The 12,243-nt window shown below is 50.9% G+C and carries 9 protein-coding genes; 6 read left to right on the forward strand and 3 right to left on the reverse strand.

Annotated features, from left to right (window positions below; translation table 11 throughout):
* Positions 1-124: 124 nt before the first annotated feature.
* Entirely contained in the window at positions 125-703 is a 579-nt protein-coding gene (lepB, locus tag JOD24_RS15595; RefSeq protein WP_429247305.1) for a signal peptidase I, read from the reverse strand.
* A gap of 104 nt (positions 704-807) precedes the next feature.
* Complete coding sequence (locus JOD24_RS15600; RefSeq protein WP_429247306.1) at positions 808-3,159, reverse strand: FdhF/YdeP family oxidoreductase; 2,352 nt, start codon at positions 3,157-3,159, stop codon at positions 808-810.
* Positions 3,160-3,616: 457 nt separating this feature from the next.
* On the opposite strand from JOD24_RS15600, the gene JOD24_RS15605 reads away from it, so the two are divergent.
* The 5 genes from JOD24_RS15605 to prpB all read left to right on the forward strand — a co-directional run bounded on the left by JOD24_RS15605 (position 3,617) and on the right by prpB (position 9,763).
* Positions 3,617-4,798: a DUF819 family protein gene (locus JOD24_RS15605; protein ID WP_380163323.1), complete on the forward strand. Its 1,182-nt coding sequence runs from the start codon at positions 3,617-3,619 to the stop codon at positions 4,796-4,798.
* Positions 4,799-5,295: 497 nt separating this feature from the next.
* On the forward strand, positions 5,296-5,910 hold the full coding sequence (locus JOD24_RS15610) for a GntR family transcriptional regulator (protein ID WP_429247307.1): 615 nt from the start codon (positions 5,296-5,298) through the stop codon (positions 5,908-5,910).
* A gap of 238 nt (positions 5,911-6,148) precedes the next feature.
* A complete protein-coding gene (gene mmgD, locus JOD24_RS15615) occupies positions 6,149-7,264 on the forward strand; it encodes a citrate synthase (protein WP_429247308.1) in 1,116 nt (371 codons plus the stop codon).
* A gap of 47 nt (positions 7,265-7,311) precedes the next feature.
* Positions 7,312-8,760: a bifunctional 2-methylcitrate dehydratase/aconitate hydratase gene (locus JOD24_RS15620; RefSeq protein WP_380163321.1), complete on the forward strand. Its 1,449-nt coding sequence runs from the start codon at positions 7,312-7,314 to the stop codon at positions 8,758-8,760.
* Between the two features lie 82 nt (positions 8,761-8,842).
* Positions 8,843-9,763, forward strand: coding sequence for a methylisocitrate lyase (prpB, locus tag JOD24_RS15625; RefSeq protein ID WP_380163320.1), 921 nt, complete (start codon positions 8,843-8,845; stop codon positions 9,761-9,763).
* Between the two features lie 85 nt (positions 9,764-9,848).
* On the opposite strand, the gene JOD24_RS15630 is transcribed toward prpB, so the two are convergent.
* Complete coding sequence (locus JOD24_RS15630) at positions 9,849-11,453, reverse strand: alkaline phosphatase family protein (RefSeq protein WP_380163319.1); 1,605 nt, start codon at positions 11,451-11,453, stop codon at positions 9,849-9,851.
* Positions 11,454-11,587: 134 nt separating this feature from the next.
* Here JOD24_RS15630 and JOD24_RS15635 point away from each other — a divergent pair, with 134 nt between their 5' ends.
* On the forward strand, positions 11,588-11,986 hold the full coding sequence (locus JOD24_RS15635) for an acyl-CoA thioesterase (RefSeq protein WP_380163318.1): 399 nt from the start codon (positions 11,588-11,590) through the stop codon (positions 11,984-11,986).
* The last annotated feature ends 257 nt before the right edge of the window (positions 11,987-12,243 follow it).

Raw genomic sequence — 12,243 nt, forward strand, 5'->3', positions numbered from 1 at the left:
AAATTGGGCGACCTTTCCCCTGTAGAGCATCGGGAAAAAGTCGCCGCATAACCGTTCTTTTTTTCATTGTCTACTTGACGGGGTCAAGACCAAAGGGGCCGTTTTTTCTGTTGTTTATTGTTTATTACCGGAAGGGCAAGCGATCGGTTCGCCAGATCATTTTGCCCAGCACGTGGTCGATTGGGACCGGGCCGATCTCTCGGCTGTCTCTGCTGTTATCTCGGTTGTCCCCCATGACAAAGACATGGTTTTCAGGGATTTTATATTTGGTTTGGTGATAGGGATCCGTTGTATCGTCCAGGGTATAGGACTCTTCCAGCAATTCATTGTTACGATACACCCGGTTGTCTTTGAATTCCAGGATATCTCCCGGCTTTCCAACTACCCGTTTCAGCCAGCGGCTGTCGGTTTGCTCTTTTCCTGTGAGCAACCGGTAGAGAGAGGCTTCCTTCAATTCTCGGACCAGAGTATGTTTCTCCTCGATCTGGCTGTCGATGACCACGATATCCTCGTATTCGGGAGTTTGGTTTAAAGTATGGGGGATTTTAGATACAAAGATATAGTTCTTGTCCTGAAGTGTCGGCTCCATGGATTGACCGTGAACTTCCGCCGGTTCGATCAAGAAGGTGGTGATCAACAGGGCGAGAACGGCGGCCACGGCGATGGAGAGTATCCATTGAAATAGAGTTAGAATCGGTTTCATCGTGTTTTTCCTCCATATGGGAACCAGCTCTTTGCAAAAGGGGAAGGGGATATCTGTGATCAAGTTCGTTCAAGGATATTTATCATAGTAACATATCCAGAGCATCAACTGATCTCGGTTTCCAGATCTGCTACCCGTTTTTCTACGTATTTCACATCTTTACGTCCATAAAAAGTCTCCGCTTTTTCAAGGATGCAGGTCGTGTTGTATTCGGGAATTCCTGCGTATTCTTCATAGACCCCTTTGGGGATGAGGATATTTCCCTCTGGCCAGTGCACCTCCAAGTTGCCGGAGCGGATCGGGGCAAAGCGTGCCTTACCGTGAAAGCGTCCGTGCTGGTTATACAGGACGATCGCGTCCCCTTCTTCGATGAAGAGCTTCGCAGCATCTTCCTGATGGATCAGTACATCCAAACGATCTGCGTTATTAAAGGGATCGGTCTCACTATAGATCATGGAGTTAAATTGTTTGCCCCGTCGGGTGGTGATCCGGAAGTGCCCTTCCGTTTCTCGATGTTCTGGCAGTTCTATAGGAAGAAGGTTGCCCCTGCCATCCGGGGTGGGACAGACCCCTCCTTCACACAACCAAGCCCCTCCCCATTGGAACACATCCCCCTGTTTCTGCAGATGCTGGATTCCGTCGTAGTCCGGTGCGGCCTGGGCGATCTCTTCCCGGATCTGTTGCGCATTTTCCAGGCGGAGACGCTCTTTGGCCTCGGGCTTGACCCGTGCCGCCAAGTTGAGGTAGATTTGCCACTCGGGGCGGGCTTCTTCGATCCGAGGCCCCTCGATTTCCGGGGAGAAATAGACCATTCTCTCCGTAGAAGTAGAGGTGCAACCTCCAGGTTGCTCATACCGGGTCATCGCCGGCAAGACAATCACCGCTTCTCTAGCGTCCAGCAAAGTGGAGGTATTGAAGATAATGTCCTGGTGTACCCGAACATCCAGCTCCGTCAGGCTACGGCGAACGAAGTCCGGATCAGGCATGGTTTCCAAAAAGTTGCCGCCGGAGAGGTAGTAAAGACGGGTCTTCTGCTCGTGATCCTCAGGAAGGAGGGCGTTCTCCAGGGTGATACCGACGATATCCCCCTGCCAACGGGGGATTTCAAAGTCCCACACCTTTTCCAACCGTTGCAGGTTGGTCTCGTCAAAGCCACCCCCAGGTAAGCTGAAGGGGTCGGCCCCCATTTCACCGGAACCTTGAACGCCGGAGTGTCCCCGGATGGGCATGACACCGCAATGTTCCCGGCCGAGAAACCCGCGGAGCAGAGCGAGATTGGCTACCTGGGAAATATTATCTGTACCGAAACGATGTTGGGTCAGCCCCATGGACCACACGAAAACAGCGGATTGCGCCCCGGCGAGAAGTTCAGCGAACTCTTGCATCCGTTCTCGACTGAGCCCTGAGGAACGCTCCAGCTCCGCCCAATCGGTTTTTTCGATGTGTTCTTTCAGGGATTGATAGCCGTGGGTGTGTGCCTGAACAAAGGAATGGTTGATGGCAGAACCGGGGTTCTGCTCCTCCATTTCAAACCAGTGCTTCATCACTCCGTTCATAAAGGCGATATCTCCGCCGATGTTCACCTGGTAAAAATCGTCGGCGATCCGGGTGCCAAACAGGGCGGAATCTGGTATGGAGGGAACCCAGTAGGCATCCATCGACGGTTCATGATAGGGATTGATGACGATAATCTTGGTTCCTTTGCGCTTGGCGGCGTACATATATTTGGTGGAGACGGGCTGGTTGTTGGCGGCGACTGATCCCCAGAAGACAAGAACGTCTGTTCCGATCCAATCCTTGTAGTTGCAACTGGAGGCTCCGATTCCGAGGGAGCGTTTCAGAGCGGTTTTGGATGGAGAGTGGCAGATTCGCGAAGCATTATCGATATGATTGGTACCCAGAAAACGCGCTACCTTGGCGGCGGTGTAGTAAGTTTCGTTGGCGATTCCCCGGGACGTCAGATAAAAGGCAAACTGTCGGGGGCCCAATTTTTTCATTTTTTCCGCGACCCGATCTAAGGCTTCATCCCAGGAAATGCGCCGGAATTTGCGATCTCCGGGTTCCCGGAGCAAGGGATAGGGGATCCGCCCCAGATTACGAAGCTCTTCGCTACTCAGTTTGCGCAGTTCATCGATGTCTTGGTGAAGAATTTCCGGTTTCATCGCCGGCATCGTATTGAGGCGCAGGACATTGAGGCGGGTGGTGCACAGATGAGGTCCGGTCAAGGTCTGATCCTTTAGACCAGCCACACCCAATGCACAACCGTCACAGACCCCCTGGGTCAGGATCCGGTAGGCATAGGGCAGATTGTCCCGGTTCTTCCAAACGACTTTCATCGTGTCCCGGATATGCCGGGGTTTTGTCTTCTCCATCCCGAAGGGAACGTAGCTTACCCAATGGTTGGGGTCCGGTATTTTAGGAAGGGAGACAGGACCGGTGTGTCGGGTTTTTCCCATGATGAGTCCTCCTTGCATGATCCATTTCACCTAAAAGGAATGCCCCTTCAGGCTGTGAAGGGGTACAGAAATTTTAGATAACACACTCATATGGTAGCATGAGACCCGGATCCTCACAAGGCGGAGAAAGCGCGATATCACAACGTATTTTTTTACTTTTTTGCGGATTCGCCCCTTTATGGATGCGATGTTTATTCAATGCAACCGCCTTTTTTTCAGGTGTGTGGATGATCTGGATTTCAGGTGGGGAAGTCGCGTTCGACCCATTAAAGTAAACAATTCATTTTAAGATCATCAGGAGAGAAGTGGCCTATCCATTTTCGCTTCCGCATAAAAATAACTTGATAAAGGGAGAGGATGCTGGTTCATATGGAGGGAATATTGCAATTATTGGTTCAGTTCTTTTGCTATGATGGGGAAAAGGGTTCCTAAGATCGGCGTCCGAGGAGGTGGGGAAATGACGAGTGAGGCTTTGGTGACCAGCCCCTTTGGTGTGGGGGCAGTCATCACATCTCTTATCGCCTTATCTTTTTGGCTGGATCGTCGGTTCAGATTTTTTTCCTGGTTAGGTACGGCGATTTTGGTGATCACCGGAGGGGCTGTCCTAGTGAATCTGGGGGTGATCCCTTCCTCTGTGGGGGAAGAAGAACTGAATCCTGTCTATATTTTTTCAGGGGACTACGGAGTTCCTTTGGCGATCGTGTTGCTCCTGTTAGCGACGGATTTTGGCCAGGTTCGCTCTTTGGGCAGGTCGGCGTTGGTAGCCTTTGCGTTGGGAGTGGTGGGGACGGCTGTCGGTGCAGTAGTGGGGGTTTGGTTGACTGCAGGAGGGATCGGCGGAGAAGCGTGGAAATTGGGCGGTCAGTTTGCCGCCAGCTATATCGGCGGAGGGATCAACTACGCCGCTGTTGGCAATGCCTTGGGAACCTCGGAAACGATGTATGCGACTGGAGCCGCAGCAGATAACATCATGACGAATATATGGATGGTGATGACGGCGATCCTACCGGTGATTCTGGTTCGTTGGTATCCTAGTATTCGCACCCGGTCCGCTCCAGTGGCGAAACGTCGAGAAACTTCATTTTGGAACCGGGGGGAATGGGGAATTCAGGATTTGGTCCTTCTGTTGGCCATCTCCTTTACAGTGGTGGCGGTGGCGGAAGCGATCACTCTCTGGATGGATAGATGGATCGGTTTGGAGATTCCGTCGGTAGTCTGGTATACCACCTTGGCTTTGCTGTTGGCGGTTTTCACTCCGGTAAAGCGGTTAAAAGGTGGGGAAGAAGTGGGCAACTTCATCCTTCATTTTTTCTTCGCCACAATGGGGGCAGGCACAATCCTGGGCACGCTGGTGGACAAAGGGCCGGTGGTGTTCCTGTTTATTTCGATTGTGGTTGGAATTCACGGCCTCATCATTTTTGGAATGGGGCGGATTTTCAAGGTGGAAGTGGAGATGTTGGCGGTAGCTAGCCAGGCTTGTGTAGGTGGCCCATCCACAGCCCTTGCCCTGGCCAGTTCCAAAGGATGGACTACTCTAGTCACCCCTGCCGTTTTGTTGGGGGTGCTAGGGTATGCGATTGGAAATTATGTCGGGATCTTCATGGGGCAGTGGATGCACTGGATATTGACAGGAGGATAAATGTTCAAAAAGCCGACTTCCCGGTCGGCTTTTTCCAGCTTCCATCGGAGTGGAGAAAAAGGCGGCCCTGATCATCCGGGATGGTTTTCGATCTAAAACCATGAGTATACTTCCTACGACGAACCACAATCTTGTATGATAAAGAGCGAGTAAAAACTCCTCTGAAAATATGGCGAATCACAGGGCTGTTGATTAACCATAAGTGGATGATGGAAAGAGGGAAAGGATCCTTTCCCTCTTTCCATTGCCCCCATCGTAAAATATGGCTTAAGGGGACAGAGATGGTGGGAGAGCTATGATCTCTTGCAAAGAGCGCAAAAGCTCTTCACCGTCCCACCATCCCCACCTGATTTCCTGCCTAAAATATTATGAATCAACACGCCTGCCCTGTATCGATTTAACAGCGAGAAAGGACGATATGATGTTGTCAAATTCGCTCAAACGGCAATCGGTTAGCAGTGTGGTATACGACACTCTGGAAAAGGAAAATTATTGAATTGGATTATAAACCAGACCAACAGCTGAACGAGGAGATGTTGACAAAGGAATTAGATGTCAGCCGGACGCCTCTTCGGCAGGCGCTGCATCGGTTGGAGCTGGAGGGTTTGATCATCCGGAGGGTAAACGGAAGAATCGCTGTCGCCTCGATCACAGTGGAAGAGGCGGAGGAAGTTTTTGAGGTCAGAGAGGTGTTGGAAGGTTTGATCGCCAAGGAGGCGACCCAACATATTACTGCGGAGCAAATCGGGAAACTAGAAGAAGTATTGACACTGATGGAGAGGGCTGCGGAAAAGAAACAAAGTCTGAGCCTCATCCGGCATGGAAGCGCATTTCATCATATTTTGTATGAATCCGGGCACAACGAAACTGCGATCCGCTTTTTAGATCAATTAAACAGTCGAATTGAGCGGTATCGCCGTCTGGGCGGCTACCTAAATCCGGAATATATGCCGATGCTCCCTGTTCAGGAACACCAAAAAGTTTTTCACTTCATCCGGGAGCGAAAAGCAGAAGAGGCTGAATGGGCGATGCGGGCACACATTCGGCGTAGTTTGGAGTTGACCAAGGAGACGCTAAGCTATCACATCGATCGAGATTCATCGGATACATAAACTGTTTTGCCTGCTATTGACTCAGATTGTATATTTGTATACATTTGTGATGTAAGCGACCAACATCTTCACTTACAGGGGTTAGTCGTCCGCTGGCATCCGGAACCTGTGGCTTTGGGATGGATCCGCTTGGGGATCTCTATTTGGGGAGATGTCTCCTTGTCCTTCGTTTTGAAATCGTTTACTTTCCTGTTGAGTCTGTCCCTTAACGTCGATCATCATAGGGAGGCGCTAAATGATGCGAACGGAACAGGATTATCGGCCGGGTCTTGAAGGAGTGATCGCCAGCAAGACGGAAATCTCATTCCTGGATGTGGATGCGGAAGAGATTGTTTTGCGTGGCTATGATCTGATCGAACTGGCCAAAAAAGTTCAATATGTAGACGTGATCGCCCTTCTCCTCGACGGAAAACTTCCCAGTGAAGAGGAGCGGGAAGCCTTGGAGGAGGATCTGAAAGCGGATGTTGATCTTCCCGAAGCGGTTCTATCGGTGCTGAATTTACTCCCGCAAGAAACCCATGGGATGGATGCGTTGCGGACGGGGATTTCGGCCCTCGCCAGCTTTGATGAGGAACTGGAGGATCGTTCACGGGAAGCCAATCGCCGGAAAGCGATTCGCTTATTGGCCAAAGTACCGACGATCATCGCTAATAGTTACCGAGTCAAAATGAAAAAATCTGTAGTTCAACCCCGGAAAGATCTACCTTATAGCGCCAACTTTTTATACATGCTGACAGGGAAGGTGCCTTCAGATAGTGAAGCACAAGCCTTCGATCAGTCGCTGATCGTGTACAGCGAACATGAAATGCCGAATTCAACATTTGCCGCCCGGGTGATTGCCTCAACCCTGTCCGATTTTTATGGAGCCTTGACAGGAGCGGTTTCTTCACTGAAAGGGACTCTCCACGGCGGAGCCAATGAAGCAGTAATGAAAATGCTCCTGGAGGCCCAGTCGAAAGATCGGATAGAGCCCTTGATTTTGGAGAAATTGCGTAACAAAGAGCGGATTATGGGATTTGGTCACCGTGTGTACATGGGGAAAATGGATCCGCGTGCGCTACTGATGAAACAGGCCTTGCTGAAATTGACGGAAGAGAAAGGCCAGAGCGACTTATACGAAATGTGCGAAATCGGGGAAGCGGTTATGCTTCGGGAGAAAGGGCTCTATCCTAACCTCGATTATTACGCCGCTCCGGTTTACTATCTATTGGATATTCCGATTGACCTTTATACGCCGATCTTTCTGGCAGCGAGGACAGCGGGGATCAGTGCCCATGTGATCGAACAGCACGATCATAACCGGCTGTTCCGGCCGCGCATTCACTATACGGGACCGCGGAACCTCCATCCTTAAAATGCGAAAATAATTTTCACTAAATCGAAGGGGAGGCAAGAATCATCATGACGAGCCCTGTGACACTATCAGGAGCCCATACATTCGATAAAATTCTGGTGGACATCGCCGACTACGTTGTAAAAGGCGAGATTGACAGCCATGAAGCCTATGAGACAGCACATTACGTCTTGTTGGATACCTTGGGGTGTGGCCTGCTTGCTCTTCGCTATCCCGAATGCACCAAACATTTGGGGCCGATCGTCCCGGGAACGGTGGTCCCCCATGGTACACGGGTTCCAGGCACGCAGTTTGAGCTGGACCCGGTTCACGGTGCGTTTAATATCGGGTGTATGATCCGTTGGTTGGATTACAATGACACGTGGCTGGCCCAAGAGTGGGGACATCCCTCAGACAACTTGGGGGGAATTCTGGCAGTCGCCGATTATCTGAGTCGGAGGAATATCGCTGAAGGGAAAGATCCCCTGACGGTGAAAGACGTATTGACAGCCATGATCCAAGCGCATGAGATTCAGGGAATTTTAGCCCTGGAAAACAGTCTGAACCGTGTGGGTCTTGACCATGTGCTGTTTGTCAAAGTTGCATCCACAGCGGTTGTGACGGCAATGCTGGGCGGGAATCGGGAGCAAGTGCTAGCTGCTCTGTCCAATGCATGGATCGATAACTCCAGTCTGCGGACCTACCGTCATGCGCCCAACACAGGATCGAGGAAATCCTGGGCGGCTGGGGATGCTACTAGCCGTGCCGTTCGGTTGGCCTTGATGGCGGTAAATGGAGAGATGGGGTATCCGACGGCTCTATCCGCCAAAACGTGGGGATTCCACGATGTCCTGTTTAAAGAAAAGGAATTAAAACTGGCTCGGCCCTTGGATTCTTACGTTATGGAAAATGTTCTGCTGAAGGTGGCCTATCCGGCGGAGTTTCACGCTCAGACAGCGGCGGAGTGCGCGATTCAGCTCCATGAAGAAGTGAAGGGGCGGCTGAATGAGATCGACCGTGTCGAGATTGCCACCCACGAAGCTGCCATCCGGATTATCGACAAAAAGGGACCCCTCTCCAACCCAGCCGATCGCGACCATTGTTTGCAGTACGTCACAGCGATCGGACTGCTTTTTGGGGAGTTGACAGCCGATCATTACGAAGATGATGTGGCCAGTGATCCGCGTATCGATGCACTACGGGAAAAGATGGTGGTTACCGAAAATCAGCAATACAGCCAAGATTATCTCGATCCTGACAAGCGGTCCATCGCCAACGCGATCCGGGTTTACTTTAAGGATGGCACGGCAACGGAAGAGGTGGAGTGCCAGTATCCCATCGGACATCGCAGACGCCGGGAGGAAGGGATACCGAAGTTGATCGAGAAATACAAGGCCAACCTGGCGACACGTTTCCCTAAGCAACAGGTGAATCAAATACTGGATCTGACGTTGGCTGACCGGGAGCGATTGGAACAGACGCCGGTGCCTGACTTGATGAAGGCATTGGTCATCTGAGAAGCAGGTGGGGAACTCTCCCTACATGCCAGGTGTATCCGTGATATTCTGTACGACATCCAGTTGATGGGAGGGAATCTCCATGTCATGGCTGATCGAAGAAGAACGCAACCAATCAGAATTGGCCGCAGATTTCCGTCGTCGGATCCAGTCTCCCCCGATCCTGAAAATTCCCGGGGCCCATGATGGGATGGCGGCATTGATCGCCAAACGGATGGGCTTTGAAGCCCTTTACCTATCCGGGGCGGCGTACACGGCGAGCCGGGGACTGCCTGATCTCGGAGTGATCCACTCGGAGGAGATTGCTACCCGGGCGCGAGATTTGGTGCGCGCGACGAGCCTTCCTCTTCTAGTCGATATCGATACGGGTTTCGGTGGAGTATTAAATGTAGCGCGTACCGCACGGGAGATGGTGGAGGCGAAGGTGGCCGCCGTTCAGATGGAGGATCAGCAACTTCCGAAAAAATGCGGCCACTTAAACGGAAAACAGTTGGTCTCAACAGAAGAGATGGTGCAAAAAATCCAAGCGATCAAGGAGACGGCTCCGTCTTTGGTGGTTGTAGCCCGGACCGATGCAAAAGGTGTCGAGGGAATCGATGCCGCCATTTACCGGGCTAAGCAATATGTAGCAGCAGGGGCGGATGCTGTTTTTCCAGAAGCGTTGCAGGATGAAGAGGAGTTTCGGCGGTTAGGTGCTGAAGTGGATGTGCCGCTCTTGGCCAATATGACAGAGTTCGGTCGCACCCCCTATTACACCGCCGATCAGTTTCAAGCATGGGGTTTTCGGATGGTAATTTATCCGGTCACTTCCCTGCGGGTGGCGGCCAAAGCCTATGAACGGGTTTTTTCCGAAATCATGAATACAGGTACCCAAAAAGGTTCGCTGGAAGATATGCAAACGAGGCAAGAGCTGTATGACACCATTCGTTATTACGATTATGAAGAATTGGATGGGAAAATCGCCAAGACGATTTTGCCTGAGATCGATTCCTCCAAGAGCTGATTGAGCAGCTTCACCTCTGTTGCGCAGAAACACCCTGTCCGAATCCTGAAGATCGACAGGGTGTTTTTTGTTGGCTGGAAAGTTTTCAGCTATTCTTTGGACCCGATTTCATCAAATCCAAGATAAATGCTTTTAGATCGACGATACGCCAGTGGCGGGGTTTTTGATCCGTACCGGCGATGATGATCGGAGCCACCGAGTCGATTCGGTGTAAAGAACCGTGACCGGCACCTCCCTTGTGCTGGGGTGAGGAAGTATCGGCCAATTCATAGCCGGGGCGAGTTGTCACCACCAGAAAACGACCGGCATGGGAGTTCAGGGAAGCGGAGAGGCGAGCTAGGGCATCAGGGAAATCGCCGTATGAGAGGCACTTTTTTGTCTGATCCAAGGATAGATCGAGAGCAGCCGGGTCTCCTTTCAGATCCCAAGCTTGTTCATAGGAGTCCGTCCAGTCTTCACCCATCCGGTATAACAACTCTTGATCTGTGGTAGCATTCAGCACCCGAATCCAGTCACCTTTATCGGGGAAGGCAATCAGGTCGATCCGCTCATCTGTTTTCAGGATGTCCGCCAGAGTCTGCAAAGAGATCTCTTCCTTCAAGGAGTAGACATAAGCAGAGCGTTCGTTGACGGCCAAGACCAGTTCTGTTTGGTCATCGGGGGGATGACCGGGTTGTAGCACATGGTATTCTTGGAAAAGTTGATCTAGCCGAACGACAGGGTTTTGATCTGAGGGGTGGATGGGAGTTTGCCCGCCATCTCCCGCGATCACCCAAATGATTTTCTCTAGCGCTTCCTCCCAACTGGAAAAGCTGTCCAGTAATTTTTGGAGGTTTTGGTCCAGTTTTTGAAGTCCTTGTCTTTCTGCGGCCCCACCTCCCTTTTTATGAATAGGTTTGTCCAGATCAGGTAGATAGACAAACAGAAAATCTGGTAGCCGGTTTTCTTGGATCAAATATCGGGTGGTTTCAATGGCGTAATCATCATTAAAGCCGAATTCCTGGGCAGGCCCCTCGGAAAGAGGAACTTTCTCCTGAAGCGGATTGGAAAAGGCACCTAGAGATAAAAAATCGGGTCCTTTCCCCTTCAACCGTTCCGGGAGCGGGGTGGGGGAGGCCATCCACGAGGGAAAGGAGAGGACATGGTTTGCCCTTCCTCGATAGATCATCCCGTTGATAGAACCACTCTGGATTCCCCGATCAGCCAATTCTTCGTAAACCGTCGGAGTCTCTTTGCTCAAATGACTATTGTTGAGATGAATGGCTGCGTCTTCGATGGTTTGCTGGATACCATCGCTGACGATTTCATGAAGGCCGGTTCCATAGTTGACCAGTCGCTTTTCCTTTAGATCAAACCAAATCAACCCAGGAATTCGATGTTGGTCTGGGTAAGTCCCGGTCAGCAGGGTGCTGTCCACTGTGACGGACATGGTAGGGAAGGAGCTGACCATTTCTTTATTATAGATTCCCTGTTGAATCAAATAGGAGAGTGCGGGAAGCTCTTTATTGTTGACTCCCTGATCGATGGCAGGGGACATGAGGGAGTCGACTAGGATCCAGATCACTTTTCGGTCAGTGTTGGCCGTGGGACTCAGGCGGTCCAAGTCGTGCTCATGCTGTTTAGGCTTAGAAAATTGATAATAGAGATAGATCAGGATCAAAAGCAATAAAAGGACCAACACCCAGCGCATCCGGAACACATCCTTATATAGAAGTTCATACCCCAATCGTGGCTCTTTCGGAGCGGTTTTATGCACCACAATATGAATGAACAATCATTCATATTGTGGTATACTGTATTTACTGTGGAGAGAGGAGTGGCATTGTGCAACAGGAATTTGAGCTGACTGTCCGATCCACGGATGTGGACATGATTGGTCACGTCAATCATGCCAAGTATCTGGAGTATTTGGAATGGGCTCGTTTTGAATGGTTGCGTGAGATCGGCCTGACCATGGAAGAGTTCCACCGACGCGAAATCTTGCCAGTGGTGGTTCATGTCAGTATCGACTATATGAAAGAGTTGAAGTTTGACGAGCAGATCCGCATCATCTCTGATCTCGCCCGAGTTGGGAAAAAAAGCAGTGTGATCGGGCAGACTATCTACAATTCCGCTGGCGAGTTGGCCTGCCAGGCTGAAGTTACCTGGGTGATGATCGATGCTCAGAAGCGAAAGGCGATCGAGTTGCCGCCGGAAATCAAACAGATGCTGCAGGGAATTTGAAGAGGCTTTTGATAAGCCTCTTTTTGTACGTTTCCAACATTTGCGGTCGAATTCAGGGAAAGTTCACAGCAAGGGTGTACAAAACTGCGGATAAAATCGATAAACTGAAAGATGAGGATAAAGCTTTTTTATGACCCTTACAAGCGTTGTGAAAAAGTCGTCTATCAGGCGTGTTGATTAGCCATATTTTGGGTGGGGAGATCGTGTTCACCCACGCGACCGTTGCCATCCGGCAAGGAAGTGAAAACTGGCCGCTC

The sequence above is a fragment of the Kroppenstedtia sanguinis genome, assembly GCF_050433445.1.
GTDB classification, from domain to species: domain Bacteria; phylum Bacillota; class Bacilli; order Thermoactinomycetales; family DSM-45169; genus Kroppenstedtia; species Kroppenstedtia sanguinis.

Excerpts from the sequence above, each read along its gene's own strand:
- lepB (WP_429247305.1), bottom strand. The coding sequence starts at position 703 with ATGAAACCGATTCTAACTCTATTTCAATGGATACTCTCCATCGCCGTG.
- JOD24_RS15600 (WP_429247306.1), bottom strand. The coding sequence starts at position 3,159 with ATGGGAAAAACCCGACACACCGGTCCTGTCTCCCTTCCTAAAATACCG.
- JOD24_RS15605 (WP_380163323.1), top strand. The coding sequence starts at position 3,617 with ATGACGAGTGAGGCTTTGGTGACCAGCCCCTTTGGTGTGGGGGCAGTC.
- mmgD (WP_429247308.1), top strand. The coding sequence starts at position 6,149 with ATGCGAACGGAACAGGATTATCGGCCGGGTCTTGAAGGAGTGATCGCC.
- JOD24_RS15620 (WP_380163321.1), top strand. The coding sequence starts at position 7,312 with ATGACGAGCCCTGTGACACTATCAGGAGCCCATACATTCGATAAAATT.
- prpB (WP_380163320.1), top strand. The coding sequence starts at position 8,843 with ATGTCATGGCTGATCGAAGAAGAACGCAACCAATCAGAATTGGCCGCA.
- JOD24_RS15630 (WP_380163319.1), bottom strand. The coding sequence starts at position 11,453 with ATGCGCTGGGTGTTGGTCCTTTTATTGCTTTTGATCCTGATCTATCTC.